The sequence below is a fragment of the Streptomyces sp. RLA123 genome, assembly GCF_056270165.1.
Window position 1 is genome coordinate 1699045 of record NZ_JBWDOR010000003.1, and the last position, 26801, is coordinate 1725845.

Genomic DNA, 26801 nt, shown 5'->3' on the forward strand with positions numbered 1-26801 from the left:
GTGCGGTCCTTTCACAGGGTGGTGGTCTGGGTGTCGTGCAGCCATGCTCGGGCGCGTGCTGACCCCGTGGCGGCAGCTTCGGTCCGGAAAACGCGCAGTAGGTCACGGACGCGCCCACTGTTGGGGACGCCGTGGGTGTAGAGAACGTCGGCGGTACGGCAGGCCTGCTCAAGGTCGCCTTGTTTGACCTGGGCGATGGCGAGTTGGGCAGTGTAGTAGGCCCGGTTCCTCGCGAATCCGGGGCGGATGCGCGCCAGGGTCTGATGCGCGTGAGACTCGGCCTCGTCGGGGCGGCCGATGCGCAGGTGCACCAAGGACGACAGGCCGTGCCATTCGGCGACGTCGAAGAAGTGAAACCACGCGGGGCGGGGCGCCGCGGCGTCTGCCCGGTGTAGGGCATCTTCGGACAGGCGGATGGCGCGCAGGGCCCCGCGGACGTCTTGCTGGGTGGGACAGAGCCAGGGCGTAGCGGGCGTGGCCGAGGGAGGCGTACAGGGGGTCTCGGCGGGTCATGGCGTTGCCGCGGACGCGCTCGGCGGCTGCTTGCGCGTCGCCGGGCTTCTGGCGCTGGGAGGACAGCAGTGCCATGTAGTTCCACGCGCGGAGAGTGACCACGGAGTCTCCGCTGTAGCCGGCCAGCATGAGCGCGCGTTCGAGGTGACGCTGGGCGCGGTCCATGGCGCGGGCGTCGAGTGCGGCCCATGCGGCGGCCATGGTTGCGTTGGCGGCGAGGCTGTAGACGGCGCGGCGGATGCTCGTCGTGGCCTGCCCGTGGTTCACGAGGTCCACGGCCATCTGGGCTTGGGTGAGTGCTTCTGTCTCCACCGCGGCGGAACCTCCGGACCGCTGCTCCTGGACGGAGAGCGCGTCCAGCGCCGCTTGCATGCGCTCAAGGTCGGAGCGGCCGATGCGGGGGGATGCGGTGATGGGCGTAGGTATGGCGACGGCGACCGCGGTTGCAGCGAAAGTTCGGCGTTGCATGGGGTCCTCTTGCAGGGGCTTCGGCTTGGCTCGGGTCGGCTTGATGAAGCCGAGGGCTTCACCGGTGCTGCCGAATACTGCCTCTAGAGCCTTGAGCTGTCTGCTCTGCGGCCAGCGGGTTTGTCCGCTCAGCATGCGCCGGATCGTGCGATCGGTTAGGTCGCCCATGCGCCCGGTGAGAGCGAGTAAAGCCTCATTGAGCGCCTTGGCAAGGTCAGCTGCACTCATGCCAGCGGCGCGCATCTGCGCTTCCAGGACCGTGTTCCTGTGCTCATCACGGGAGCTGACCATGCGTCAACGGTAGTAGGGGCGCCGACTGCAAAGGTAATGGAATCGCAAATTCGCCCTAGGGTGTGCACTCTCTTTGGCGCCGGTTCGCCCTACTGCGGAGAGTGATCGAGCGGTTACCTCATCACAAGACACCGCATGATCCGGCCTTGGGAGACAAGGTGACCAGCACACACCCCATCACGATCTCTGCCGACTCGGCCGACGCTTCCGGCCCGGCTGTCGCCGTCGTCGAGACCCCCATGCCGCTCCACGCCGACCCGCTATGGCAGTGGCGCGCGACGTTCGAGGCGAATGGATCAGCGAGCGGCAACGCGAGAGTCCACACCCGCACCCAGCTCACCATGGGCAAGTGGCCCGGCGACATCGAGCACGCCGCGCGGATCGCTGCGCAGGTGATGGGCAACGCCGAGCGGCACTCGTCGCCGCCGCCCCGGGCACGGATGGGTTTCCGCCTGGCCGTCATCGCCACCGGCGAACTCCTCATCGAGGTGACCGACCCGCTTCCCGCCTTCCCCGGCTTCACCCAGGCCGTGACGTGGGAGCCCTCGGCGGGCGAGCGGCACCGCGGCCTGTGGCTCGTCCGGCAGTTCGGCGGCCGACTGTCCTACGCCGTTGCCGAGGACGGCCTCTCCAAAACGGTGCAAGTCCTCATGCCCGGGACGCCGGCATGCAACTGACCGATGAGGCCCCGGCGCGCGACGACATGCAGGACCTGGCCGCCCGTATCCGGGCCTACCTCGACATTGCCGATCAGCGCGAAGTGCGGATGCCCCTCGGAGGCTCCCTCTTTGACGTGGTGATCAGCGGACGCGCCAGTGACGCCATGGTGGCCGCCATGGACGAGATCCAGCTCGGTACTGCCGGGCCGGTCATCGCAGACCCGGACAACGGCTGGCTGTACTGGCTCGTGCCCCCCGGGACGACCGCCCGATGGGACCCGCACCCGTACGGCGTGTGCCTCGGCGCACCGTACGTCCTGACGCTGCCCCCGCTCGCCCACAACGCACCCCCGGGCCCGTACTGGCTCCGGCCGTGTGCGAGCGACCGTCTTGTGCCGCCCGGCCCGCTGCGCGGTCTCCTCGAGCGCTTCGTGCCCACTCCGACGCCGCACGAGTCGATTAGTGCCGCGCTGGGCTTCCGGGCCCCCTGACCGCTCATGCGGTCCCCAGACTCCTTCCCTTTCCGGGGAGGAAACCCCCGCCCCATCCCCCTGGGGGCGGACGGCCCGCCAGTGAAGAAGGACCGGGCCGAGCACCAGGCGTTGCGCACGCCGGGTTCATCCGAATCACCCGGCGTGCGCGGCGTTCCCATCCGTGAGCTCACCCAAGGAGGGGGACCTCTTCATGGATCGGTACTTGCAACGCCGCGGGCGGCTGCTGACGTCGTCGAGGCCCATGCCCGATTTCGAGGTCGTGGCAGCGAACGGACCCTGGCTCCACCGAGCGGACGGCAGCCGGATTTTCGACGGATCGTCGGGACTCCTCTGCATGAACGTGGGGCAGAGCAGCCCCCAGGTCTTCGCCCGCATCGCGGAGCAGTGGTCCCACTACTCGTTCGGGGGCGCCGCCGTCGTCCAGCCGCACGTTCAGATGGAGCTGATAGACCGGCTGTGCCGGGCCGTCGGCCGGCCGGATGACTCCGTCGCGCTGACCACGTGCGGGACCCTCGGCGTCGAGGTCGCCATCGGCCTGGCCCGGAACATCGCCCGGGTCCGTGGTGACGGCAAAGCCCGCGGGGACATCCTGACGTCGACCCTGAGCTACCACGGCAACAGCGCGATGACCCTCGCTCTCGCCGGGAATCACGCCCGCCGGCCCCGCCCGGAGGACGCACTCGGTCTCGGCCCCGCGTTCCCCGCGCCGTACCCGCCGACGCACGACCACGCCGCGCGTGCGTGCGACGCGACCTGTGCCGACGAGGTGGCGCGGGCGATCGACGCCCGGGGCGCGGAGAACGTGGCCGCCGTCATGATCGAGCCCGTCAACGGCACCACAGGCGGCGCCTATGTGCCGCCTGACGGGTACCTGCGGCGCGTGTCGGAGATCTGCCGGGAGCGGCAGGTTCTGGTCATCCACGACGAGGTCCTGACCGGGCTGTGGCGCACCGGCACACCTCTAGCCAGCCGTCATTGGGACGGCGCAGAGCCAGACCTGTGCATCCTGTCCAAGGGGCTGGGCGCCGGATACACCGGCATCGGAGCCGTGCTGGTCTCGCCGGAGCTCGCACCGCTGATCCGGCACCGCGACGCGGACCCCCTGCCCGCGATGGGCACCATGGCCGCTCACCCCCTGCAGGCCGCGGCCTGCCTCGGCGTCCTCGACGAGCTGGAAGCCATGGACGCCGACGCTCTTCGGAAGCGCGGAGAAGGGCTCGGGGCGTCGCTACGGGCGCTGACCGACCTGCCGGCCGTGCGGGACGTCCGCGGCCTGGGCCACCTGTACGGGGTGGAGCTCGAACCCGGCCTGCTCTGGCTCCTGATGGTGGAGGCCGAACGCCGCGGGGTCTTCTTCTACCCGTTCACCGGGGCCGGCCACCCGAAGAGTGAGGGCCTGGTCGTCGCCCCTCCCTTGACCTCGACCGACGAGGACATCGAACACCTCACTACGGCGCTCGCCGACGCCGTGGCCGCACTGACCTGACCGGAGCCCGAACCACCCACGCATCGAGGAGGACTGCCATGCTGTTCCTGCCCCACCCCGTGATCGACTCCCTGACCCCCGACCAGGTCCGCATGTGGGAAGCGAACTTCTCCCCCGACCCCGACGGGCAGCGCCGTCCGGCACTCGAGGAGGGCATCTGGCGACGCACTCAGGAGCCGGGCAACGCCGAGCTGTCCGGGTGGACCATGGACGAGTCCGGACGCCGCCGCATCGTCCACTACCGGCTGCACTACGGCCTCGACCGGACGCACCCCATGGAGCGCCTGGTCCTGGAGGAGCTGTACCTGCACGTGTCCTGGCTGGGCCCGGCGGCCGAGATCGCGGACTACCGGCGGGACCTGGACCAGTGGCTCACCGACGGCCGATGGAAGCTGACCGGCGAAGGAGACGGGGCCTGGCGCCGCGGTGATCTGCGCGTCACCATCGCCGACCACGCCGTGCACCCGCAGGACGAGCGCGCCGATCGCGACACCCCCGAAGGGTTCTGTTCGGTCGACGTCACGATCCAGTCCGAGGACTACACCCTGCCTCGGGCGGCACGAAATCTGCCGTGGGACGTCCTGGCCGGCGGGATGCGCATCAAGGAGGAGCGCGGCACCCCGACCTACGCCGAGGACCTGTCCGGCCTTCTGAACCACCTGCCGTTCGTCGTGGAGGCCGGCTGCGGGACCAGCATCGAGGCCGGTATCCCGCCGCTGCACTGGCTCCACGAGGTCTACCGGGTCACCGACCGCACGGGCAACGACCTCACCCAGCGACACCGCTTCACCCTCTCCGCGGCGGACGACATCCTGGTCAAGGAGCTGCTGACCGACGCGCCCCGCAAGGTCAACGACATGGTGTCGATGTTCCGTGCCCTCGTCCTCGCCGAACCGACGAGCGCGCACCGGGCGTTGAAGGCCTTCCACGACGCCGGGCACATGACCGGCCCGGTGGCCACGCACAACTTCGACCGTCTCTTCGCCAAGGCGGGGCTGGAAGAGGCGTTCATGCGCCGCTACGACCAGCGCATCCCGTACATGCCGATCCCCGACGACGCCAAGGCGCTGCTCGTGATCGGTCTACACGCCGACCGGCGCTACGTCCAGGCACGCGCGCGTGAACGTGGCCTGCCGATCTTCTTCCTCGACACCGAGGGCGTGACGGAGAACGGGGTCTACAAGCCGTACCCGATCGAGGGGGCCCGTGAGGGCGACGTCGTGGTCCGCTCCGAGGCGCTCCCGGCCCTGCTCCGCCTGGCCGAAATGCTCAACGTGACCGTCTGAGTGGAATCCACGCCACTCCTGCACCGGTAGCGTCTAGGGGCACATCGGGCACGGTGTGCCCCCAGACAAGAACAGGACCCGCAATGCGCGTTTCCGTGATCGGCTGTGGCCACCTGGGCATCCCGCACTCTGCGGCAATGGCCGAACTGGGCCATGAGGTCGTCGGTGTGGACGTCGACCAGGCCAAGGTAGACCGGCTCAACGCCGGCGAGTGCCCGATCTACGAGACCGGTCTCCCCGAGCTGCTGGCCCGTCACACCGCGAGCGGTCGCCTGCGGTTCACCACCGACATCCGTGAGGCCGCTGCCTTCGCCGAATTGCACTTCATCGGCGTCGGGACCCCCATCGACGCCGACGGCCGCTCGTACGACACCGGCCAGGTCTACGGCGCGATCCGGCAGCTAGCTCCCCACCTCGACCGGCCGTGCACGATCGTCGGGAAGTCCACTGTCACCGTCGGCACCACCAGTCAGGTCACGGCCCTCGCGCAGCGCCTGGCCCCCGCCGGGGACGCCGTCGAGGTCGTGTGGAACCCGGAGTTTCTCCGGGAGGGACACGCTGTTGAGGACACTCTTCGCCCGGACCGTCTCATCGCTGGCGTGACCACCGCGGAGGGCGAGAAGGCCATCCGCGCGGTCTACGCCGGGATCATCGACGCTGGAGTGCCGATCTTCGTCACCGACCCGCAGACCGCCGAACTCGCGAAGGGCGCCGCGAACACCTTCCTCGGCTTGAAGATCAGCTACATCAACGCGGTCGCCGACATGTGTGAGGCCGCCGGCGGCGACGTCTCCAAGATCGTGGACATCCTCGGTATCGACCCCCGGATCGGCGCCGGGGGCATGCGACCCGGCATCGGCTACGGCGGCGGCTGCCTCCCCAAGGACATCCGGGCCTTCACTGCTTCGGCCCAGCAGGTCGGTGCCGACTCCGCTGCGGCCCTCCTGCGCGCTGCCGAGGTGATCAACGAGGACCGCACCGACGTCGCGATGGGCCTCATCACCCGCGCCCTGGGCGACACCGTCAACGGTGCCCGGGTCACGGTGTGGGGCGCCGCCTTCAAGCCGGGCACCAACGACGTCCGCGAATCCCCGGCCCTGGCTCTCGCACACGCCCTGCAGCACGCCGGCGCCGCGGTCACCGTTCACGACCCGCAGGCCGTGGCCACGGCCATGGTCCGCAACCCCGAACTCGACTACACCGACGACCTGCCTACGTCCGTCGACGGGGCCGACCTCGTTGTGCTGGCCACCGAGTGGCCCGAGTACCACCAGGCCGACCCGCAGGCCCTCGCGCACCGCCCGGCAAGCCCGCTGCTCGTCGACTGCCGGACCGCCCTCGACCCGGAGCCCTGGCGCACGGCGGGCTGGACCGTCCACCAGCTCGGCCGACCGGGGAAGTAGACCGGCCCCGCAGCGCCACTCCGCCGCGCGCTCCCAGCGTTCCCTGGAAGCGCGCGGCTGCTATGTGGGCGTCTGTCGTACCAGGGCGCGGCCCGCTCACGCATCCCGCGGTCGCCGTACGACGCGGATCGCGTCCGGGTTCCACCAGTAGGTGCGCCAGCACACCACCGGGAAGTCGTCGCCCTCCAGGAACGTCATCTTCACCTGCACCGCGTGCCGCCCGTCCCAGTAGCGGATCTTGTACCAAACCACGCCGTCGTGCCATCGGCCGCCGACGCGCACCTGGACCTGCGGTTTCTGCCAAGACGCGAAACCCTCGTACTTCGGGACCTGGTCGGGTGGGACCTCTCCGTAGTGGACGCGGACCGCATCCCCGTGGAGGAGATGCTGCTCCACCAGAACCATGCTGTCCGCCGTCCGTCCGGCAGGACGGGCCAAAGCGTCAGGCGGACGGCCTCGCGGCCGTCGGCGTGACGGCGGCGCTCCCGGACGCTGGCGCGGTGCTGGCGGCCTGCCACGCGCAGGGACACCCGCTGCTGCTGCTCGGCCGGGTACGCCTCGATGTACGCGGGGACCTCCCCAGGCTGCCGGGGCGGCACCTTCACCGCATCACACCGTTCGCCTACACATTCGAGGGTAAGGCTGGGCAAGGGGAGCAGCCAAGCCCGCTCGTCCCCAGTCACCCCTGTGGGTTACTCCCCGGCGCAGTCCAGGCCGTACGCCGCCTTCCGAAGTGCCTGTCCCAGCCTGTAGGCGCCGAACTCCGCCTCAAGCCCCGACTCCTCGATGCCCTCCGCAACTCCACCGCGACCGCCCGCCACGCATCCAGCAGCCGGTCACTCTCCGCCCGCGTCTCCTCGTCCCACTCCAGCACCGGACGCTGCGTCCCGCGCTGATGCACACCGATCGCCTTCCGCGCCTCGTCGTACGAACGTTGCAGGTCATCGAAGGATTCAGGCACAGGGATCGTCGTGCCGGACTTCGGATTCTCGGGATCGGGGACTGAGATGACGGTCATGCGGCGGATGGGAGCTCCGGGCACTGACATTGATGCTGGTACTCAGGTCCTGGTGGCTGTGGCATTGTCCGGGTCCTTGTGGCTGGTCCAGCCGCACCCGGCGCCGCCGAAGACCTCCATGTGCGTTACGCCAGCCTCCCGCGCCCAGTTGAGGATGCCCGCGTTGTAGGCCACCGCGCTCTTGGTGACCATCGCCGCCTCTGCCCACACCACCTGCACCGGGTACCGGGCTCCATTACGGTAGATCACGTAGGCCAGCCAGCCTTTGGGCCAGCCTGTCCGCGAGGACCGCCGGCACCTTCAGCGCCTTGTGTTCTCTGCGGCCAGCAGCGCGAAGCGGACAATAAGCGTCCCTCGGACGGCGCTCTCGCATGGGCGAGATACGGTTCGCTCCGCAATTCGTACCACCACCCTTGGGGGGGACCCATGCGCACCACCACGATCGCGGCGATCCTGATCGCAGCCTGTCTGCCGATCGTCGCCTGCAGCACCAACGAAGCAGTCGGGAAGAGTACAACTGCGAGCGCCGCCGCGCCCGATACGACGACTACCAGCGCCAGCGCCTCGGTTCCGGCCGTACTCGACGCCACCTCCGCATTCAACGAGATCGCGAAGGCTGTGCCGACCGGGAAGCTCACGCTGACTGTCACCGCCGAGAACGACGAGAACCATCTGCTTGGGCGGCCCGGACAGTACACGTCGAAAATCGCGTTCGCGGACAGCCGTATCAAGGGCGACGATGCCGCGATGTACGAGACCGGTGATATTGAACTCGGCGGATCGATTGAGGTGTTTCCGGACGCTGCCGGGGCGAAGACTCGCGCGGCGTACATCCAGAAGGTGACGAAGGGCATGCCGGCGCTTGCGGAGTACGACTACCCGGTCGGCACCATCCTGGTCCGCGTGTCCCGGTATCTGACGCCGGCGCAGGCCAGCGAGTACGAAACGGTTGCCAAGAAGCTCGGCTGACCACGGGCCCGCTGTGTGCCGCTTGCCCCTACGGGCGGGCGGCGCGCCGCCCGGGACGTACTGAGCGGGCGAGCAAACGATGACTGCGGGTCCGCCCCGCCCACTGTGCCTGGGCGGAGTTCCGTCGGCTCACTCCCGCCTGCGCGGGGAGGACGAGCACTCGGCGCAGTCGGCCAGCGGAACGCCGGCTCTCCCCCGCCTGCGCGGGGAGGACTCAGAAACGTGCCTCCAGGGCCTTGATGCGGGCGGCTCCGTCGGCACTCCATGCGCCACGCCGACCTCTCGGACCTGGTCATGAAGGGGATGCTCGACATCACGTTGCAGGGGTTCCTGTCGGCGTGCGTGCGGGCCGAGAAGAACGTCATGGTCGTGGGCGGTCAGGCCGCCGGGAAGACCACGCTGCTGCGGGCCCTGCTGAAGGAGATCGATCCGGCCGAGCGGTTCGTGACGCTGGAGACGGAGTACGAACTGTTCGCGCACGAGAACGGCTACCACCAGCAGGTCGTCCCGATGGAGGCCCGGGAGTCCAACGGCGAACGCATCGACGGGCACGGCGCCGGCGAGATCACATTGATGGACCTGATGTACCGGGCGCTGCGCATGAGCCTCGCGCGGATCGTGGTCGGTGAGGTCCGCGGCCCAGAGATCGTCGCGATGCTCCAGGCCATGACCAACGGCCAGGGCGGCAACCTCTCCACTCTGCACGCGATCCACCCGTCGGTGGTCTTCGACCGGATCGCCGAGTTCTACCTGCTCGCGCAGGCCAACATGAGCGAGGCGCTGGCGTACCCAGCAGGCCGCGAACGGCCTGGACTTCATCGTGTTCGTCGCGTCCATCGATGAGACCCGCATCGGCGGGCACCGGCACCGGTTCGTCCCCCACGTGCTGGAGGTCACCGGCATCGGTGAGGGCGGCCGCCCCGACACGAACCTGATCTTCGGGCCGCGCCCGGAGTGGGACGAGCCCAGGGCCATGCCGCTGATGCACCCCCGGTGCATGCCCGACTTGCGGCGGGCCGGCTTCGACCCCGGACTCCTCAACACCCCGCACGGCACCTGGCCCGCGCCGCTGGCTCTGCTGATCCGGGAGACCTCATGACGGGCGGGACGGGGCTGCTGCTGTGGGTCATCACCGGTGCGGCACTGGTCGCCGGGCTGGTCGGCATCGTCAACGGCGTCAGCGGCACGGACGTCCCGACGCGGCCGTTCCTGGCGGCACGGCTTCACGCGGTGCGCTCCGGCGGCTCGAGGCCCAAGACCCGGCTCGCTGCCGGTGCCGTCGCAGGCGCCGTGGTGTGGGCGGTCACGGGCGTGTTCGTCGCCGGGGTGCTGGTGCTGCTGGCGGAGAACGGTATCGGTACAGAGTGGATCATCTGGTGACGTGGCGTTCGGGTGGTGCGCGAGAGCTGTCCGGAGCCCGGGCGGATGAGGTGCTGTGCCTGAACGTCGAAGACCCGTCCCGCAGGATGAGTCCGGCAGGATCGCCGCCGAGGGCGGGGCCCGAGTGGATCCACTGGCAGTCCGGCACCGCCCGATTGCTTCCCCGCCTGATAGGGCGCCGCACCCAAGGTCCGTGAGCCCGTCCCTCTCCTTCCGACCTGCGGAAAGGCTTTGGACAACTGTGGGCAGTCTCCTCTACGGTACGGCGGCGGCCGAATCCGGGCGCCCAGCACAACCACCAAAAAGGCACCCCGATCCATGAGATGCACCAACTGCGCTGCCCGCCCGGCTGTTTCGTCCTCGGGACGATGCGCGCAGTGCGTCGGATGGACACCGGAAGCGCTGACCCACCACAGACCGGAGTACCGCGATCCGGGCGGCCTTGCAAAGATCGCGACCGCGCTGCTCGCGGTGGCGCTGCTGGCCGACGTCGTCGCCGTCTTCGCCGCCGTACGGACGGCATCCCTGGCCGGTGACATCCTCCACTTCTCCCCCGCTGTCACCGACGACCGCATACGTTCCGTCAACGACTTCCACAAAGTGGCTGGCTGGGTACAGAAAGGCTCGCTGCTCGCCGCGGCAGTGCCGTTCGTCGCCTGGTTCCACCGGGCGCGGCTCAACGCCGAGGTATTCGCACCCGCCGCCATGCGCACCACCCCCAGCTGGGCGATCGGCGGCTGGTTGATGCCCGTGCTGAACCTGTGGATGGGCCGCAAGATCGCGAACGACATCGATCGTGCCACCCTCCCGCCCTCGCCGGACGGACCGCCGGCCGACCGGCCGGACAGCAGGGCGACCGGCCCCACACGCCTGCTCCTGAACACCTGGTGGACGCTGTGGATCGGCTCTGTCTGGGGCGGCTGGCTGTACACGTTCGTAGCCGAGTTCATCTACCTCGAAGGCTCCACCGACGTCGACAATTACCCCGTGGGAATCACCCGGGTGAACGCGTTTGGCGAAGCCGTCGGGCACGGCGTCGGCGTGTTCGCGGCCGTCGCCGCGGTACTCGTCGTCCGCCGGATCACCGCCCTCCAGCGCATCCGCGCCACAACCCTCTTGTCCGACATTACGTGATCGCCAGGACAAGCCCCAGCCGGCCCGCCGACAACGGTGAAACCGGCACCTCGGCCGGTGCGGATCGGAGCGGGTCTCACCTGGCTCACCGAACGCGGCGGCGAGGTGAGGACCGTCGCTGCCCTGCCCTGCCGCATGATCATCACCGACCGCGGCCGCGCTGTCATCCCGGTCAGCACCGACGACACCGCAGCCGGCGCCGTCGTCCTGAACGGACAGGGCACGATCACCGCGCTGTGCGCACTTTTCGAAAGCACCTGGACAACCGCCCAGCCGCTGAGCCCGAGTCCTGCCCGCGACGGCAACGGGCTCACCGGACAGGAATCCACCACACTGCAACTGCTCGCAGACGGCCTGACCGACGAGGCCATCGCCAAACGACTCGGCGTCTCACCGCGCACCGCGCGACGCATCGCGACCGACCTGATGGAACGGCTGAACGCACGCAGCCGCTTCCAGGCCGGCGCCCGCGCAGTCCAACACCGCTGGCTCCCCGACCAGCCCTGAACACGCCACCCCCACCTCAACAGGCCACGGCAAACCCCACCGACAGGCTGCCCGCCCACCCACACCTGAGCTTATTGTTCAACCGTGCTGCTGTTGTCACTGTCCACCCCAGACGCAAAGAACAGCTTTCAGGTGCACCGGCTGTGGACCAGTGGGATGCCGGGCAGCCAGTACTTCCTGATCGAGAGCCGCCAGCGCACCGGCTACGACACGTCGGTGCCCAGTGACGAACCGCTGATCCGGCACGTCGACGAGAACCAACCGGACAACGCCGACGAGTCCCACTACATGACGGGACTCGTGCAAGCCGACAAACGGCAGGACCTCAAGTGGGCGGCGACCCCGCGACTCCTACACCGCAAGCACCGGGAACCCCTCGTTCAGTCCGACCAGCACTCCCAATTCGAACTCGCACACAGGCACGCCGGCACGCTCTGCTGATCGCCGCCACCACACTGCAGGCGTGAGCGTTCTCGCGTTCATCGCCTCCCTGAAGTGGCCGATCACGGTGCTGGGCGTCCTGTTCGTGGTCACGCGAGCGTTCAAGTCAGACGCCGGCAAGGGCCAAGCCCTCGCTGATTGGCTCAGCAAGCGCCGAAGTTCAGATAGCTGCCGTTGTTCCGGCCGGGCTGGAACTCGACGATGCCCAGCCACCATCCGTGGTCGTCGATCCAAGTCCGTGACCTTCCGCACTCCTGGAGGCCGAGGGGCTGGAGGGCCTCGCGGGCTGCCACCCTGACCAGGCGGGATGCGGGAGATGTGGCTGCCATGCCGATCATTGTCCGCGGCTTTGCAGTGCGTGCTCTAACCGGGCTGGTCCGCGGTGAGGCCGGACGGCAGGACCTGGCCTTCGATATTCAGGCGGCGTGCGGCATCAGCGTGCAGGTCGTTGCGCTCGCGCCAGTGAGGTAAGGCGAACGGGCTGGTGAGAACAACAGCCTCGCCGGGCCGCAGGACCGGACGTGCGGTCCGTGGGTGATCCACGGCAAGAACCGGCACCTGCCGCCCGGGCACCGCGACCGGTTCGAGGGCGGCCGCTCTCGATGAGGCTCCTGCCCAGCGCCGGCGACAACAGCGCCGCGGACTTCACGCGCAACAGGATTCAGGCGTCGCCCGGTTGCGGGCAGGGCGGCCGACGGGATTACCGCTCGGCCCCTCGCACGTGGCGGCCGGGTGACCGGCGCGGCCACCGATGGTGAGGTACGTCGCCGCGGTAGGGCGATGGTCGAGAAGGCGTGAACACGACACGCGGCGCCAAGTCGCCAACTCCATCCATTGACCTGGTCGTCGAAGGCACGCGATCTTTCTTCCGGCAACGCGCCACCCGCCCGACAACGTTATCGGAATTGCCCTGTCCACTCCGTCCTCCATCGGAGTCGCCCTGTGCTCGTTCCCCGTCTCCCACGCCCGCTCGCCGGATACTTGAGGGGTGCCCCTGCCCGGCCATCGGGACCCCGGTGGCGACAGGCCACCGGCGCGGCCGCGGCCCTGCTGCTGGCCGCCCTCGCGGTCCAAGTGCCGCAGCAGAGCCCTGCCGTCGCCGATGACGCCGGGGCCGCGACGCAGTCTCTCTGCGGCACCCCGCAGCCCGGGCACTTCAGTTGCTTCGCGGTACGCCGAGCGGACACCGGCAGCGGTCGCGGCGCCCGGTCCGCCGCACCCGAGGGGTTCGGTCCGACCGACCTGCGCTCAGCGTACGACCTGCCCGCGGATGGCGGCGCCGGGGTGACCATCGCGATCGTGGCCGCCTACGACAACCCGATGGCCGAGCAGGACCTCGCGGCTTACCGGGCCCAGTACGACCTGCCGCCCTGCACGGCCGACAACGGCTGCTTCCGCAAGGTGGACCAGCGCGGCGGCACGGACTACCCGCAGCCCAACGACGGCTGGGCCGGCGAGATATCCCTGGACCTGGACATGGTCTCGGCCGTCGCACCGAAGGCGCACATCCTCCTCGTCGAGGCCGACAGCTCCGCCACGGACGACCTCGGCTCCGCCGTCAACACGGCGGTGGCGATGGGCGCCCGCTACGTGTCCAACTCCTACGGCGCCTACTACGACGGCCCGGACCTCGGCGCCCTGGACGCGGCGTACTTCGACCATCCCGGAACCGCCGTGGTGTTCGCCTCCGGCGACTACGGCCACGGGCTGAGCTACCCGGCGTCCTCCCCGTACGTGACGTCGGTCGGCGGCACCTCGCTCAGCAGGAGCGACACCGGTGCGCGCGGCTGGACGGAGACGGTGTGGAGCGGCACGGGCTCGGGGTGCTCCGCGTACCAGCCCAAGCCGGCGTTCCAGACTGGCACCGGCTGCGGCAAGCGATCTGTGGCGGACGTCAGCGCGGTCGCCGACCCCGACACCGGCGTGGCGGTCTACAACACCTACTCCGGCGGCGGATGGGGCGTCTACGGGGGTACCAGCGCCTCCGCCCCGATCATCACCGGTCTGTACGCGCTGGCCGGGACGCCCGTCGAGGGCACCTACCCGGCCGGATACCCGTACCGCACTCCCGGTGCGCTCAACGACGTGACCACCGGCAGCAACGCCCACTGCTCCGACGACGCGCCCTGCGGCCCGGACACCGCGCCCGCGTGCGAGCCCGCGAACAGCTGCACCGCCGGACCCGGCTACGACGGGCCCACGGGCCTGGGCACGCCGCACGGCGTCGGTGCCTTCCGCCCCGGCCCGCACGGCACCGTGACCGGCAAGGTCACCGACAAGGCCACCGGCAAGGCGGTGTCCGGGGCGACGGTACGGCTGGGCGCACTCTCGGCGGTCACCGGCACGGACGGAAGGTGGTCACTGGCGGCGCCCACCGGCTCGTACCCGCTGACGGTCAACGCCTTCGGCTACTCCGAGAGGGACCTGGGCACGGTCACCCTCACCGACGGCACGGAGCTGACCAGGAACGCCGCGCTCGCCGCCGTGCCGACCACCACGGTCTCCGGGACCGTCCGGGACGGCGGCGGACACGGCTGGGGCCTCTACGCCCGGCTGACCGTCGACGGCGTGCCCGGCACCGTCCACACCGACCCGAAGACGGGCCGCTACTCCGTCCGCCTCGAGCGCGGCAGGACGTACACGCTGCACGCCACCGCTCTGTACCCCGGCTACCGGCCGGCCGAGACCAAGGTCATGCTCGGATCGTCCCCGAGGACCGCCGACCTGACGCTCCCGCTGGTCGGCTCCGGTACCCTCCCGCCCGGCTACGCCGTCGACTACCACGGCGGCGGCTTCCAGTCCTTCGACACCGCCGCGAAGCCGGCCGGGTGGAGCATCGTCAACCACACCGACGCCAGGGGCTGGGGCTTCGACGACCCGCTCACCCGCGGCAACCAGACCGGTGGAGACGGCGGCTTCGCCCAGGTCGACGACTACGCCCTCGGCTGGGGCGAGGTCGACACCGAACTGATCAGCCCCACCTACGACTTCTCGGCGCAGACCCAGCCGGCGCTGGAGTTCGACACCGCGCTGCCCAGTCTGTGGCGCTTCAACGACCCCACGGCCGACATCGACGTGAGCACCGACGGCGGGGACCACTGGGAGAACCTCTGGCACCACACCGACGTCGTGGAGGGCCCCTCCCACCAGGTGGTGCCTCTCACCGCCTACGCCGGTAAGTCCTCGGTGCGGCTGCGCTTCCACTTCGCCGGTTCCCTGACCGGCATCTGGCAGCTGGACAACGTCGCCGTCGGCACCCGCTCGCTGGTCACCGTGCCCGGCGGGCTGCTCACAGGCCGAGTGACGGACGCCAACACCGGTGCCGCGGTGGTCGGCGCGACCGTCTCCGCAGCGAAGGCCCCGGAAGACAGCGGCCACAGCATCGCCACACCGGACGACCCGGCCGTCGGCGACGGGCTGTACTGGGCCTTCTCCTCCCGTACCGGCCGTCAGGAGTTCACCGCCGCCCTGCCGGCCTTCGGCTATCCGACCGGGACGTCGGCCGTGACGGTCAAGGCCGACGCCGTCACCGCCGCAGACTTCGCCCTGCGCCCGTCCCGGCTGAAGGCCACCCCCGGTGCGGTGGGCGTCACCGTTCCCTGGGGCGGGAAGCGGACCGTCACCGTGAAGGTGCGCAACACCGGCGGCGCCCCGGCCTCCCTCGCCGTCGGGGAGCAGGCCGTCGCGGGAACCTCGGCCCGCGTGTCCGGCGCCGTCAGGGAGCGGACCGCGGCCAGGCCCGATCCGCTCGGCGTCGCGACGGCCACCGCCACGGCGGCGGACCGGACCACCGGGGCGACCTCCGGGCAGGCGTGGCAGCCGCTCGCGGACCTCCCGCAGCCCATGACCGGGGGGATCGCGGCCGCGTACGACGGCGTCCTCTACACCGGTCTCGGCCAGACCCCCGACGGGCAGTGGACCACCGCCCTGCGCTCCTACGATCCGGCCACGGCGACCTGGAAGGACCTCGCCCCGGCCGTCACCAAGCGCAGCGGCGCGGCCTACGGGTTCGTCCGGGGCAAGCTGTACGTCGTCGGCGGCAAGAACCGCGCGGGCACGCCGATCGCCGGGGGCGAGGTCTACGACCCGGCGAGCGACACCTGGTCGCGGATCGCCGACGCACCCAAGGCGTACGGGAATTCGGCCGCGGCAGCGGTCGGCGACCGGCTCTACGTAATCGGCGGGTGCACCAGCTTCTCCTGCGGCACGCGCGACGTCCAGGTCTACGACCCGGCGGGCGACACGTGGTCCCCGGGTCCGGCCTACCCTCTGCCGACCTCCTGGCAGAGCTGCGGAACCGTCGACGGGACGCTGTACTGCGCGGGCGGTGTCCACCAGAGCGACGGGCAGCCTCCGCACGCCACGGCCGTCGGCTACGCCCTGGACCGTGCCGCGGGCCGCTGGACGCCGATCGCCGACCCGCCGGTTGACTTCTGGGCTGCCGCGACGGCGAGCGGAGGTGGCCGGCTCATGGCCGCCGGCGGCGTGCTGGTCGGGGCCGCAGCGGTGACCAACGAGGCCTACGCCTACGATCCGGCCGCGGACGCGTGGAGCGCGCTGCCGAACCTGCCGCAGCCGCTGTACGCGGCGGCGGGAGCGCCGGGCTGGTCCGTCCTGGGCGGCCTGAGCGCCGACAGGGTGATGCAGACCTCCGCCCTCGAACTGCCCGGCTACGACGCGCCCCACGGGGACGTGACGTGGCTGGCGGCGAAGGCGGGCTCCTCCTCGGTCGGCGCGGGCAGGACGGCGGAGCTGACCGTTACCGTCGACGCCGGCGACATGGGGCCGGCGGACGCGGGCGTGCACCAGGCACGGCTGGTCATCGACAGCGACGGGCCGTACGCCTCCGTCACCGTGCCCGTCACCATGACCGTGGTGGCGCCTCCCGGGTGGACGCACCTGAGCGGCACCGTCAGCGGCGCCGGGCGACAGGGCGGGAGCACCCCGCTGGCCGGAGCCACGGTCCGGGTCGGGACCGGGACCGGCGCGCACACGCTGAGCACCGGGGTCGACGGCACGTACCAGCTGTGGCTCCCGGAGGCCGGACCCGCCGTCTCCCTCACGGTGAGTGCCGAGGGCTACCGGACGGCCGAGCACACCGTGCGAACGCGCGGTCGCGACGCCGTCACCGCCGACGTGGTCCTGACCAGGCGATAGGCGTCCTGGCAGAACACAGTGGGGCCGGCCCGGCGACAGGCCGGCCCCACTGCGTCGAGCGGGGTGGTGACAGACGGGAGCGGCAGCGTGCGGCTCAGGGGCCCACGGGCAAGACCGCCCGCTCGGCAGCGCGTTCGAAGTCGAAGGCGCGGCAGCCCATTCGTCGAACCAAAGTGGCGTTGAGTTCGGTGTAGGTCGTGACCTTGCCAAGCTTCGCCCGCTCGATGAGGAACCGCCGCCCGGCCTCGACCAACAAGTCCCACTCGACCTCGGCACGACCGGATCCAGACATCTTGCCCCCTGTCCCTGAATCATCCTGATCCGTACGGCGGGAACGTACAGCGCCGGCAGGGGCCTCACAATCCCCTCGGGTGGGCAGGATGACCGCGTTGTAAGCCTGGTGGTCAAGGACATCGAGGGCACGCAGGTCAGAGCGGCTTCGAAAAGGCCCCGGCTCAGCGAGTCCTCGCGACTGTCGCGAACTGTCGTTGACCGTGGCTGACCGCTCGATGTGGCACGGTTGTGGCACGCGTTGGAGGTGTCGACACCCGGCCCGAGGCCTGTGAGGGTGATACCGGACTCTAGTAGGGCTCCCAAGATTCTGTGACGACGGCTGGAGCAGCGAGAAGGCGTAAATCCGATGGCCCGACAGCGTTCCGGCGACAAGACTGCCCCGGTGAACACCCTGCCGCCGGTGCCCGGCCCGCTCTCTATGCCCATGCCGGACCCGCGTGGCCGCGACTTCGTTCTGGATTACGACGGTATGCACGCCCTGGTCGCGGACCTGGTTTTGCCTCGCGGGGCGTCTATGTATGTCATGAGCGCGATGGAGACCTCCCGTGAGCTCATCCGGCACTCCTACTACCGGTACGAGTTCGCCACCGTAGCCGTCACGCACTCCCTGTTCGCCCTGGAGCACGTCCTCGCCGAGCGTCTGGGCTCGAACGACCCGCTCCCCGCCCTCATCCAGCGGGCCACCAACGCAGGGCTCATCACGGCCGGACTCGCCGCCGAACTCGACCGCAGCCGACTACTGCGCGACCGGCTCACCCAGGGCACCGCGTCAAGTGCCGCCATCAAACAGGCCCAAGCGGTCGCAATGGTGCGTGCCGTCTTCAATGCCGTCGCCCTGCTCCTCCGCCCACCGTCCGCAGCAGAGGCGACAGCCACCCCGGTAGGCGGAGCACAGCCCGTTGGCGGACTCGCGCGGCTGTGGAAGGACCACCTACGCGCACTGTTCCCCGACGGCTTCCGCGGCGTGGACTTCGACGGCGTGGACCTGGTCCTCCTGGACGCCGACGTCGCCGGCCTCGTGCAAAGAGAACTGAACGGCGGACTTGACGACAGGGGCATTGCCTCCCTCTGGGGCTGCATCGCCGACCTGGACAAGATCGTGCCCCTGATCAACGAGGAGTACTGCGCCTCCTACTTCACGAATCTTCGGACGATGGCACAGGTGGCAGCATCGCCCTACATCCCCACTGCGATCTGACCGCCGGGGTCGAAACAGACTCGGGTGTGTTCCCGCAACCCTTGTCCAGATCTGGCTCGGTCCCGTTCCATCAGGCTCCCTGGACTGGCGGCCCGCACCCAAGGTAAAAGATCAAGGCCCAGGCTTCTGGACTCATTTCGGTTGACCTGGGCCTTTGCCATGCGCTGGGGCTGGTGGGCGTGGCCGGTTTCGAACCGCCGACATCTGCCTTGTAAGTTCGAGCCCGGTCGCAGGCTGACAGCAGAAACCCACCGCCTTGGGTTGCACCGGGTCCGCCCGCGTCCGGCTCGGTCTATCGCTATGCGGCGTCGTTGATGTCAGCTGGTGACGTCACTCTGGCTTCTCCTGCTGTCGGCGTGCGGTGCGGGCGGAACGCGCGATACAGGAGGCGGAGTTCGCTGAGAACCACAAGCACGGGCACGATGGCCCACCAGACCGAACCCCCCTGGCGGTACTGCGAGAGTCCCACGCTGAGGATCAGTACACCCACCACGAGCCCAACGCAGGAACTGATCTTGCCTATCAAAGGATCGTCTCCGAAACGGCGCTTCATGGGCTCTCCAGCGGTACATGGTGGTATGGCACATCCTGACAGTGCACCCCAGGTGGCCAACGACCGGGATGTAGTGGAGCCTCCGATGGTCGGTGAAACAGTCTTGAAAATCGTCGTGGCAGCGATGTCACCGTGGGTTCAAAGAGAGCACGATCGGCCTGTTCAAGACAGAGCTCATCAACCCCCGACGACCCTGGAAGACGCTGTCCGACGTCGAACTCGCCACCGCCGAGTACATCGACTGGTACAACCACCGACGGCTCCACGGTGAGATAGGCCACGTCCCACCCGTCGAACACGAGAAGAACCACTACCGCACAACCACGAAACCCCAGGTCACAACCAACATCTGAGATCTCTACCGAACCCGGAACGGTTCACCGGGGCGCAGCACCCCTTCGATGACCTCGGCCCGCAGTCCGGGGTGCGGGGTGCGGGGGTGACACGGAGCGCCGCTCGAAGCCGGACGGGGTGTCGGCCCAGACGCGCTGGTCGGCGGCGCGTACGAGCTGCGCGGGCTCGCCGCCGCTCTCGACCTCGGCGAGCAGCCGGGGCATGGTGCGTCCGTACGCGGTGCACAGGCGTCCGAGGGGGGCGGCCGTGGGGCTGATCTCGGCGCGTTCGAGGCGGGAGAGCGTCGAGCGGCTGATGCCGGTGCGCGTCGCGAGGTCGTCGAGGGACCAGCCGCGCTCGTCGCGCAGCTCGGCGAGGCGGGCGTCGACGGACGTGGGGCCGGGGTCTCTCATATCCGGGACGTTCCCAAATCCGGGACGGAACCAAGAGGGCGGATGGGCCCCGCGGCTTTGACGCACCCCGACCGGTCACCTATCGTACGTATAGTAGACCGATCATCTACTACGTCTCCATCACCTCCCTCGGAGCAGGAACACCATGAGCGTTCAGGGCCAGCGCAAGACGTTTCTGATCACCGGTGTCAGCGGTGGCCTCGGCCGCGCCTTCGCCCAGGAGGCACTCGCCGCCGGTCACCGGGTCGTCGGCACGGTCCGCGCACCGGAGAGGATCACCGAGTTCGAGGCCCTGGCCCCGGGGCGTGCCAGTGCCAGGCTGCTGGACGTGACGGACGAACAGGCCGTCGTCCCCCTCGTCAACGAGGTGGAACGGAACATCGGCCCCGTCGACGTGCTGATCAGCAACGCCGGCTACGGCCTCGAAGGCACCGTCGAGGAGTCGACGATGGCGGACCTGCGCCGGCAGTTCGAGGTCAACGTCTTCGGCAGCGTCGCCGTCATCAAGGCGGTCCTGCCCCACATGCGCCGGCGCCGCGGCGGGCACATCGTGACGCTCTCGTCCATGGCCGGCCTCACCGCCCTCCCCGGAGTCGCGTTCTACGGCGCGAGCAAGTTCGCCATGGAGGGGATCGCCGCATCCCTGGCCCAGGAGGTCGCCGGCTTCGGCATCCACGTCACCTCCCTCGCGCTCGGCTCGTTCCGCACCGACTGGGCGGGCCGCTCGATGACCCGCGTGCCGCGCAGCATCCCCGACTACGACACGCTGTTCGACCCCATCAGGTCCGCCCGGCAGGCCAAGAGCGGCAACCAGGCCGGTGATCCGGTCCGCGCCGCCCGCGCGCTGCTGCGGGTCCTGGATGCCGACAACCCTCCGGTCCACCTCGTCCTCGGCACGGACGCTCTGCGTCTGGTCGAAGAGGGGCAGCGGCTGTTGGGCGAGGACCTCGCCGCCTGGGCCGACCTCACGGTCTCCACCGATTTCCCCGCCGACCGGTGAACAACGTGACCCCGACGTCTCCCTGGCCCCTCCGCCAGGGTTCCTGCGACCGAGTTTGGACCCTCCCGTGAACGAATCCCGCCCCCGTACGGCCGTCGACTTCTGGCTTGACCCGGTGTGCCCCTGGACCTGGCTGACCTCGCGCTGGATGCTCGAGGTCGAGAGGATCCGGACAGTCGACGTCACCTGGCGCGTGATGAGCCTGGCCGTGCTCAACGAGGACCGCCTCGACCAACTGCCGGAGCGCATACGCGAGCTGATGGGCCTGGCATGGGCGCCGGTCCGGGTCCTGACAGCGGCCTCGCAGGCCTACGGGCCCGAGGTGACGGGGCCCTTGTACACCGCCATGGGCACCCGCTTCCACCTGCACCAGCAGCCCCGGACCAAGCCGACGATCGCGGCCGCGCTGCGCGACGCCGGCTTGCCCGAGAGCCTCGCGGACGCCGGCGGCACCGATACCTTCGACGCCTTGGTGCGCGCCTCCCACCAGCAAGCCGTCGACCTGGTCGGCGAGGACGTCGGCAGCCCCGTCGTCGCCCTGCCCGGTCAGGACGGTGGCAGGGCCGCGTTCTTCGGCCCGGTGGTCAGTCCCGCCCCGAAGGGCGAAGAGGCAGGGCGCCTCTGGGACGCCGCAATCGTCCTCGCCTCCATGCCGGACTTCTACGAGATGAAGCGCACCCGCACCGCCGGTCCCGTCTTCGACTGAGGCGCGGCGACTGCGGCAACGGTGATGGCGGCCGGGGGCCCGCCGCTGCCCCCGGGCGCGGCGGGCCCCCGCGCCCGGTTTCGTCGAGGCCGTCGCGGGCCGTTCGCCTGCGCGGTGTAGCGTCGCCGACAGGATCGAGGCCGGATGGACGGCGAGGCCTGCACGTTGTTCCACGGGGACCACCGACCCGCAGTCATGGAAGAGGTACGCACCCCATGACCACCGAACCGTTGCGCATCGGCGTGCTCGGCGCCGCCCGCATCGCCGGGACCGCCATCGCCGCCCCCGCCCGCACGACCGGTCACCGGCTGGTCGCCGTGGCCGCGCGCGACCGCTCCCGGGCGGCGGACTTCGCCGCCGAGCGCGTGCTGGACTCGTACACCGCTGCCGCCATCCCGCGCCGCATTCCGGTACACACTGGCCCATACCCGCCGTCCGCGAACCGTGGCTGCAGGCGATCTACGACCGCGGGTACTGACCTGTCACCGAACCTGGCTCCGCTGCTACCACCCGTTCCCAGCGTCATCGTAGACACCCCGCACGCCTGCGCGTGCCAGACCGGGCGGCGCTCCCAGGCGTGATGTGCGGGGCATCATCCCGTCGTGCGCAGCGTTCACGGCGAGATCACGCACACCTCGGCGCCGGTACCCGCCGCCCCCTGGCGCAGACCGGGACACCACACGGCCGCGTCGACCCAACCGCCGGACGCACCTCTGGCACTATCCGCCCACCCCCACCCCCAGCCCCCGGCAAACGACCTGGCGCCGGCACGGGCAGAACACCCGAACCGGCTTCTCCCCTCCGCCGCGCCATCAGCCGAGGCCCCGGGTCCGCCAGCACCCGCCCCGGGGCGTACCGGCCTGCGGCCGCCTGAGCGTGCTGCGGACGCAGCAGGCCGCCGACGAGCGCGCCGTCGAAGGCCTCGACGGCCGCCAGTGCCTCGTCGAGCCCCCGCGATGGGCTCGGTCAGCAGGTCGGCGCGCATCACGCCACCGCCCTGGTCGCCGGGAACCACTGCATCTCCGGCAGCGGCGCGGTGGTGGGGGCGAGCTCCAGGTAAGCCAGGTGCCGCAGGAAGCGGGGGAACACCTGCGCGGCGGCCCGCGAGTCCCCCTGCGGCGGACGCGCGCCGGTCATCGCCCCGGTGATGGTCTGCGCGTCCGGCTCCCCGTCCGCCGGCTCGGCCTTGAGGTACCGGGCAACGCGCTCAGCGCCGTACTGCAGCACCGCCTCGCCGATCAGGGCCCGTATGTGGTTGCAGAAGCCGCCCCGCGCGCCGCCGCAGAGCCGGTTGTTGTTCGTGCTGCAGGCGTACGCGTACGTGCCGGCGGCGACCGACGAGACGTAGACCCGCTCGATGTCCGGGCCGCTCGACACGATGCCTTGCAGGCGTCCGTCGGCCAGTTCGACGAACGGTACCTTCGCGAGCTTGCGGGAACGGGCAGGTGCGATCACCCGCGCGGTGCTCGACCTCTCCCAATCCGACAACGCGCCACCTCCTGTGCACCGAGGGGGAATCCACGCCACACCGGCGGGACGGCACTGGACGTCCACAGGCACACGACGCTGTGCCTGGCCGACGGCGGGGTGCGGATGCCGGGCGGCACGTGGAAGCGGCAAAGGCGCCGGCCCGGAACGCACCCGCAGTACAGTGGCCGGCCGCTCGTACGGCGACGGGGGAACCGACGCGAGCGCAGCGCCGCTGCCGCCCGTGGGACCACGACGACCTGCGCAGCGTGTCTCTCCACCACTGAGCGAAGGGCCGAGCTCTTGGGCGCGATCCGGTTCCGTTTCTCCCGCCGCCCGGATCAGGGGGATCCCTGCGGGTTCGACCTGGGCGACATCGTCGTCACGGGGGACTCCGGTACCGCGGCCTCCCAAGGCCACTCCCCGGACCAGGGGATGATGATCCACCTGGCACTGTCGCTCCTGCTGGATCAGTTGGCCGTCCTGCGGAGCACCGGGAAGCAGGTGACCTTCGTCGGAACCGACTCGTCGTTCACGATCCGGTTCAGGCCGACACGTCGGGGAATCGCGATCTCCAGCGGAAACACACACATCGGCACGACCCGGTCGGAAGAACTCTTCGCCGAGGTCCTGCGGGCGGCCGAGCAGTTCGCCGGTGCGGAACTGCACCACCTTCCGGACGACGACGCGGGCGGATCGGATCTCGCGGCGTCCCTGCGTCAGTTCCGCAGCGTCGTTCCTCGATGACGCCCGATGTCCCACGTCGCGCGGCGCCGGACCGTGGAACAGCTCACCTCCGTCCGCCCCGGGCGACATGAGGGTCACTACGGCACGTCGGGCCGCCCCCGCTCCAGGAGTGGGGCGGCGAACTGCCAGGCGTGGGTGAGGAGCGTGTCGACGGCGGACACTGCCGTGCGCAGGCGCGCGTCGTGCGGGCCGGTCAGGAGCACGTGCGGGAGGTTGCGGCGGGTCAGTTCCTCGCGGAAGCGAGTCGTCATCCACGTGCGCAAGTGCTCGCCGTCGCGGAGGCCGTCGTCCTCGAAGGGGACGCCGGCGTCGTCCGTGAGGAGCCAGAGGTGGTGACGGCCGCGGGCGGCGATGGATTCGACCTGGGGGTTGGGGGCGCCCATGTAGCGCTCGTGCCAGATCGTGGTGGCCAGGGCGTCCGTGTCGCAGAAGAGGACGGGGGAACCGGCGCGCGCTGCCGCGTCCTCGTCGGCGAGCTGCTGTTCCGCGATCAGCTCGAAGTCCTCAGAGGTCCAGGTGACTTCGTCGAACCCCGCGTCGGGGCGGAGCGTCAGGAGTTGTGCGTACTTCTCCTCGCTGTACGTGCGCCCGTACTCCGGCACCCACCGCGTCGCTTCCCACACCCCGCCGCGCGCCTGGTAGTGCTCCGCCAGCGCCTGGGCCATGGTCGTCGTGCCGGTCGATTCCGCGCCCACGACGACCACTCGGCGGGTCAGCCCAGCCCGTACCGGGGCCGCCAGGTACGGCCAGCAGCCGACGGGGTCCTTGCGGACGGCGGTCCCCGAGACCGGGTAGGTCGTGCGGGCGACGTCGACCGTCACCGCGGTCGCGCCGAAGCGGCGGCCGAGTTCTTCGCCGTAGGGCTCGGAGGTGAAGACGGCGTCCACCGGGTCGGTGACCGCGGCGCGGAAGATGGCCATGTGGGCGTCCCACACCGCGGGGTCGGTGACGTCGACGGGTATGTCGTCCACCGCGCCGACGACCTCGATGGCCGACTCGGGGTGTTCCTCGCGCATCCAGGCCACCCGCTCTGCGAGCGGGATCGACTCCACCGCGGAGGCGCACACCAGCACCGTGAGGCGGCGGCATCGCGCGGCGGCGGTGCGGACCAGGTGGTGGTGGCCCGCGTGGGGCGGATAGAACTTGCCGAGCACCAGCCCGTGGTCGAACTCGCTCACGCCAAGGCCTCCTTACGGGCCGCTGCCGTTGCCTCGCCGAGCCACGCGCGCAGTCCGACCGCGCACAGCAGCAGGAAGCCCGCGTAGAGGAGCGAGGTGAGATAGAGCCCCTTGTACGCGTACAGCGGGATGTAGACGACGTCCGCGGCGATCCACAGGTACCAGGACTCGACCTTCTTCCGGCACTGGCCGTACGTGGCGGCCAGCGACAGCGCCGTGGTGAGCGCGTCCCAGAACGGCACCGTGGAGTCCGTGGCCCGGTCGAGCAGGACGGTCAGGGCCGCGGTGGCGAGCACCGTCGCGGCGGCCAGGACGCGCCAGGTGCGGGCGTCCGTGCGGCTGATGGCGAGATGCCCCGATGTCCCGGCGATCCAGGACCACCATCCGTACACCGCCAGCGCCACGTAGACGACCTGGAGGGCCGCGTCCGCGTACAGGCCCGCGCCGGCGAAGAGCAGGATGAAGAAGAGGTTGTTCGCGATGCCGATCGGCCAGTTGGCGATGTGCCTTCGGGCCACGAGCCATACGCAGAGCGCTCCGCTGCCGAAGCCCAGCACCTCCACCCAGCTGACGGGCGTGTCCAGCAGGGTGAACAGGGGCTCCTGGAGCCGGGTGACCATGTCCGCGAGTACCACGCGGCGACCTCCTAAACGTCACCCTGACGATAACGCCAGGCGTGCAGGAGGGGCAAGGGAATTACGCCTGCGGTCAAAGGCTCACAACCACCCCCGCCGGGCCGCCGCCAGCCCCGTCTGGAAGCGGGTGGACGCGCCGAGTTCGGTCATCAGGCGGTGGATGCGCCGCTGCGTGGTCCGCGCGCTCCAGCCCTGCGTGCGGGCGATGGCCGCGTCCGTGAGTCCCGACGCCAGCAGGCTGACCAGGGCCCGGGTCTCGGCGTCCGGCTGCCCCGGTTCCGCCGGAGCCGGTCCGGCCGCCTCCCCCAGCGGGATCGCCCGCTCCCACTGCGCCTCGAAGAGCGACTGCAGCGCCACCAGCATCGGCGACGGGTGGATGAGGTACGCGGCTGACTGGCCGCCCGTCGCGAGACTGAACGGGATGATCGCGGCAGTGCTGTCGCTGATCACCAGCTTCAACGGCAACTCCGGCCGCACCCGGGCCTGTTCCCCCGCCCGCACGCTCGGCATGATGTCGTCCTGCAGCCGGCCGGGCCACGCCACCGCCTCGCGGTCGTAGATCACCCTGTGCGTCACCCCCGTCCGCTGGCGATCCAGCTGGGCGTCCAGATTGCTGCCGGGCCGGTCGACGTACGGAGGGCGGTCGAAGGCGCACACCTCGCGGCGCGCTCCGGTCGTCAGCCGGTACACGGCCTTGCTGATGTCGTCGCGGTCCGTCAGCAGCTCCGCGGCCATGTCCGGGTGGCTGATCCTGCCCGCCTCCCGGTGCGTCTCGACGAGCCGCTGCACCAGCGCCCGCGCCTCGCCGAGCTGCTGCTCCCGTTCGTGGATCAGCGCGCCGACCGCGACATCGGGGGCCGCCGCCGAGAACGTCGGCGGCCGCCCCGCGCTGCGTACCGCCAGGCCGTCCCTGACCAGGCCGGACAGCAGCTTCCCCGCCGCGGGCGCGGCCAGGCCGCACGCGTCCGCGAGCTCCGCCGCCGTACACCGCGGCATTCCCACCAGCGCCGTATACACGCGCTCCGTCTCCGCCGTGAACCCCAGGACGTTAAATTCCATGCCTTCTCCTGC

At 70.3% G+C, this 26801-nt stretch carries 25 protein-coding genes and 4 pseudogenes; 19 read left to right on the plus strand and 10 right to left on the minus strand.

Features of this window, described 5'->3' with window-relative positions; translation table 11 throughout:
* Positions 1-11: 11 nt before the first annotated feature.
* Positions 12-314, minus strand: a complete 303-nt coding sequence (locus RV983_RS07700; RefSeq protein WP_475985034.1) for a hypothetical protein — start codon at positions 312-314, stop codon at positions 12-14.
* A 1116-nt stretch (positions 315-1430) separates the two neighbouring features.
* On the opposite strand from RV983_RS07700, the gene RV983_RS07705 reads away from it, so the two are divergent.
* The 5 genes from RV983_RS07705 to RV983_RS07725 all read left to right on the plus strand — a co-directional run bounded on the left by RV983_RS07705 (position 1431) and on the right by RV983_RS07725 (position 6600).
* Entirely contained in the window at positions 1431-1949 is a 519-nt protein-coding gene (locus RV983_RS07705) for a hypothetical protein (RefSeq protein ID WP_475985035.1), read from the plus strand.
* Complete coding sequence (locus tag RV983_RS07710) at positions 1940-2422, plus strand: hypothetical protein (protein WP_475985036.1); 483 nt, start codon at positions 1940-1942, stop codon at positions 2420-2422. The genes RV983_RS07705 and RV983_RS07710 overlap by 10 nt, the downstream gene beginning before the upstream one ends.
* A gap of 244 nt (positions 2423-2666) precedes the next feature.
* Positions 2667-3911 (plus strand): aminotransferase class III-fold pyridoxal phosphate-dependent enzyme, encoded by a 1245-nt coding sequence (locus tag RV983_RS07715; RefSeq protein WP_475990246.1) that lies wholly within the window; start codon positions 2667-2669, stop codon positions 3909-3911.
* 38 nt (positions 3912-3949) lie between these two features.
* Positions 3950-5197 carry an SIR2 family protein gene (locus RV983_RS07720; protein WP_475985037.1) on the plus strand — a complete coding sequence of 416 codons (1248 nt, stop codon included), beginning with the start codon at positions 3950-3952 and terminating at the stop codon, positions 5195-5197.
* Positions 5198-5280: 83 nt separating this feature from the next.
* Positions 5281-6600 carry a UDP-glucose dehydrogenase family protein gene (locus RV983_RS07725; protein WP_475985038.1) on the plus strand — a complete coding sequence of 440 codons (1320 nt, stop codon included), beginning with the start codon at positions 5281-5283 and terminating at the stop codon, positions 6598-6600.
* 96 nt (positions 6601-6696) lie between these two features.
* Here RV983_RS07725 and RV983_RS07730 read toward each other — a convergent pair whose 3' ends face one another.
* Together RV983_RS07730 and RV983_RS07735 are read right to left on the minus strand one after the other, a co-directional pair.
* Positions 6697-6996 carry a hypothetical protein gene (locus tag RV983_RS07730; protein ID WP_475985039.1) on the minus strand — a complete coding sequence of 100 codons (300 nt, stop codon included), beginning with the start codon at positions 6994-6996 and terminating at the stop codon, positions 6697-6699.
* Between the two features lie 664 nt (positions 6997-7660).
* Positions 7661-7831: a hypothetical protein gene (locus RV983_RS07735; protein ID WP_475985040.1), complete on the minus strand. Its 171-nt coding sequence runs from the start codon at positions 7829-7831 to the stop codon at positions 7661-7663.
* Positions 7832-8044: 213 nt separating this feature from the next.
* On the opposite strand from RV983_RS07735, the gene RV983_RS07740 reads away from it, so the two are divergent.
* From RV983_RS07740 to RV983_RS07770, 7 genes and pseudogenes are all read left to right on the plus strand, one after another.
* Positions 8045-8587 carry a hypothetical protein gene (locus RV983_RS07740; RefSeq protein ID WP_475985041.1) on the plus strand — a complete coding sequence of 181 codons (543 nt, stop codon included), beginning with the start codon at positions 8045-8047 and terminating at the stop codon, positions 8585-8587.
* A 264-nt stretch (positions 8588-8851) separates the two neighbouring features.
* On the plus strand, positions 8852-9430 hold the full coding sequence (locus RV983_RS07745) for an ATPase, T2SS/T4P/T4SS family (protein ID WP_475985042.1): 579 nt from the start codon (positions 8852-8854) through the stop codon (positions 9428-9430).
* Positions 9408-9686 (plus strand): hypothetical protein, encoded by a 279-nt coding sequence (locus RV983_RS07750; protein WP_475985043.1) that lies wholly within the window; start codon positions 9408-9410, stop codon positions 9684-9686. Before RV983_RS07745 ends, RV983_RS07750 begins: the two co-directional genes overlap by 23 nt.
* Positions 9683-9967 (plus strand): hypothetical protein, encoded by a 285-nt coding sequence (locus RV983_RS07755; RefSeq protein ID WP_475985044.1) that lies wholly within the window; start codon positions 9683-9685, stop codon positions 9965-9967. Before RV983_RS07750 ends, RV983_RS07755 begins: the two co-directional genes overlap by 4 nt.
* Positions 9968-10438: 471 nt before the next feature.
* Positions 10439-11101, plus strand: coding sequence for a DUF4328 domain-containing protein (locus RV983_RS07760; RefSeq protein WP_475985045.1), 663 nt, complete (start codon positions 10439-10441; stop codon positions 11099-11101).
* Positions 11102-11182: 81 nt separating this feature from the next.
* Positions 11183-11608 (plus strand): annotated as a pseudogene (locus tag RV983_RS07765) (helix-turn-helix transcriptional regulator); the annotation flags it as partial.
* A gap of 84 nt (positions 11609-11692) precedes the next feature.
* Positions 11693-12049, plus strand: coding sequence for a hypothetical protein (locus RV983_RS07770; protein WP_475985046.1), 357 nt, complete (start codon positions 11693-11695; stop codon positions 12047-12049).
* A gap of 143 nt (positions 12050-12192) precedes the next feature.
* Here the strand turns inward: RV983_RS07770 and RV983_RS07775 are convergent, their stop codons facing one another.
* Positions 12193-12378 carry a hypothetical protein gene (locus RV983_RS07775; protein ID WP_475985047.1) on the minus strand — a complete coding sequence of 62 codons (186 nt, stop codon included), beginning with the start codon at positions 12376-12378 and terminating at the stop codon, positions 12193-12195.
* A gap of 955 nt (positions 12379-13333) precedes the next feature.
* Here RV983_RS07775 and RV983_RS07780 point away from each other — a divergent pair.
* Positions 13334-17206: a carboxypeptidase regulatory-like domain-containing protein gene (locus RV983_RS07780; protein WP_475985048.1), complete on the plus strand. Its 3873-nt coding sequence runs from the start codon at positions 13334-13336 to the stop codon at positions 17204-17206.
* Positions 17207-17300: 94 nt separating this feature from the next.
* Here RV983_RS07780 and RV983_RS07785 read toward each other — a convergent pair whose 3' ends face one another.
* Positions 17301-17498 (minus strand): hypothetical protein, encoded by a 198-nt coding sequence (locus RV983_RS07785; RefSeq protein ID WP_475985049.1) that lies wholly within the window; start codon positions 17496-17498, stop codon positions 17301-17303.
* Between the two features lie 525 nt (positions 17499-18023).
* Here RV983_RS07785 and RV983_RS07790 point away from each other — a divergent pair.
* Positions 18024-18698 carry a hypothetical protein gene (locus tag RV983_RS07790; RefSeq protein ID WP_475985050.1) on the plus strand — a complete coding sequence of 225 codons (675 nt, stop codon included), beginning with the start codon at positions 18024-18026 and terminating at the stop codon, positions 18696-18698.
* Between the two features lie 693 nt (positions 18699-19391).
* Positions 19392-19604: pseudogene (locus RV983_RS07795) on the plus strand (IS3 family transposase); the annotation flags it as partial.
* Between the two features lie 26 nt (positions 19605-19630).
* Here the strand turns inward: RV983_RS07795 and RV983_RS07800 are convergent.
* Positions 19631-19997 (minus strand): annotated as a pseudogene (locus RV983_RS07800) (helix-turn-helix domain-containing protein); the annotation flags it as partial.
* Positions 19998-20142: 145 nt separating this feature from the next.
* Between RV983_RS07800 and RV983_RS07805 the strand changes: the two are divergent.
* From RV983_RS07805 to RV983_RS07815, 3 genes and pseudogenes are all read left to right on the plus strand, one after another.
* Positions 20143-20997, plus strand: a complete 855-nt coding sequence (locus RV983_RS07805; RefSeq protein WP_475985051.1) for an oxidoreductase — start codon at positions 20143-20145, stop codon at positions 20995-20997.
* Between the two features lie 67 nt (positions 20998-21064).
* The gene (locus RV983_RS07810; protein WP_475985052.1) at positions 21065-21703 is read left to right on the plus strand and encodes a mycothiol-dependent nitroreductase Rv2466c family protein; all 639 of its coding nucleotides are present in this window, start codon (positions 21065-21067) and stop codon (positions 21701-21703) included.
* Between the two features lie 215 nt (positions 21704-21918).
* A pseudogene (locus RV983_RS07815) lies at positions 21919-22146 on the plus strand (Gfo/Idh/MocA family protein); the annotation flags it as partial.
* Between the two features lie 541 nt (positions 22147-22687).
* Here the strand turns inward: RV983_RS07815 and RV983_RS07820 are convergent.
* Positions 22688-23191, minus strand: coding sequence for a hypothetical protein (locus tag RV983_RS07820; protein ID WP_475985053.1), 504 nt, complete (start codon positions 23189-23191; stop codon positions 22688-22690).
* A gap of 282 nt (positions 23192-23473) precedes the next feature.
* On the opposite strand from RV983_RS07820, the gene RV983_RS07825 reads away from it, so the two are divergent.
* Positions 23474-23917 carry a hypothetical protein gene (locus tag RV983_RS07825; RefSeq protein ID WP_475985054.1) on the plus strand — a complete coding sequence of 148 codons (444 nt, stop codon included), beginning with the start codon at positions 23474-23476 and terminating at the stop codon, positions 23915-23917.
* 77 nt (positions 23918-23994) lie between these two features.
* Here RV983_RS07825 and RV983_RS07830 read toward each other — a convergent pair whose 3' ends face one another.
* From RV983_RS07830 to RV983_RS07840, 3 genes are all read right to left on the minus strand, one after another.
* Entirely contained in the window at positions 23995-25095 is a 1101-nt protein-coding gene (locus RV983_RS07830) for an AAA family ATPase (RefSeq protein ID WP_475985055.1), read from the minus strand.
* Entirely contained in the window at positions 25092-25730 is a 639-nt protein-coding gene (gene pnuC / locus RV983_RS07835; RefSeq protein WP_475985056.1) for a nicotinamide riboside transporter PnuC, read from the minus strand. Before pnuC ends, RV983_RS07830 begins: the two co-directional genes overlap by 4 nt.
* An 81-nt stretch (positions 25731-25811) precedes the next feature.
* Complete coding sequence (locus RV983_RS07840) at positions 25812-26789, minus strand: helix-turn-helix domain-containing protein (protein WP_475985057.1); 978 nt, start codon at positions 26787-26789, stop codon at positions 25812-25814.
* Positions 26790-26801 lie beyond the last annotated feature (12 nt).

Bases quoted from the DNA above. Each gene is read 5' to 3' on its own strand.
- RV983_RS07745 (WP_475985042.1), top strand. From the start codon at position 8,852: ATGCGCCACGCCGACCTCTCGGACCTGGTCATGAAGGGGATGCTCGAC.
- RV983_RS07715 (WP_475990246.1), top strand. From the start codon at position 2,667: ATGCCCGATTTCGAGGTCGTGGCAGCGAACGGACCCTGGCTCCACCGA.
- RV983_RS07785 (WP_475985049.1), bottom strand. From the start codon at position 17,498: ATGTCTGGATCCGGTCGTGCCGAGGTCGAGTGGGACTTGTTGGTCGAG.
- RV983_RS07805 (WP_475985051.1), top strand. From the start codon at position 20,143: ATGAGCGTTCAGGGCCAGCGCAAGACGTTTCTGATCACCGGTGTCAGC.
- RV983_RS07775 (WP_475985047.1), bottom strand. From the start codon at position 12,378: ATGGCAGCCACATCTCCCGCATCCCGCCTGGTCAGGGTGGCAGCCCGC.
- RV983_RS07725 (WP_475985038.1), top strand. From the start codon at position 5,281: ATGCGCGTTTCCGTGATCGGCTGTGGCCACCTGGGCATCCCGCACTCT.
- RV983_RS07790 (WP_475985050.1), top strand. From the start codon at position 18,024: ATGAGCGCGATGGAGACCTCCCGTGAGCTCATCCGGCACTCCTACTAC.
- RV983_RS07710 (WP_475985036.1), top strand. From the start codon at position 1,940: ATGCAACTGACCGATGAGGCCCCGGCGCGCGACGACATGCAGGACCTG.
- RV983_RS07755 (WP_475985044.1), top strand. From the start codon at position 9,683: ATGACGGGCGGGACGGGGCTGCTGCTGTGGGTCATCACCGGTGCGGCA.
- RV983_RS07720 (WP_475985037.1), top strand. From the start codon at position 3,950: ATGCTGTTCCTGCCCCACCCCGTGATCGACTCCCTGACCCCCGACCAG.
- RV983_RS07840 (WP_475985057.1), bottom strand. From the start codon at position 26,789: ATGGAATTTAACGTCCTGGGGTTCACGGCGGAGACGGAGCGCGTGTAT.
- RV983_RS07740 (WP_475985041.1), top strand. From the start codon at position 8,045: ATGCGCACCACCACGATCGCGGCGATCCTGATCGCAGCCTGTCTGCCG.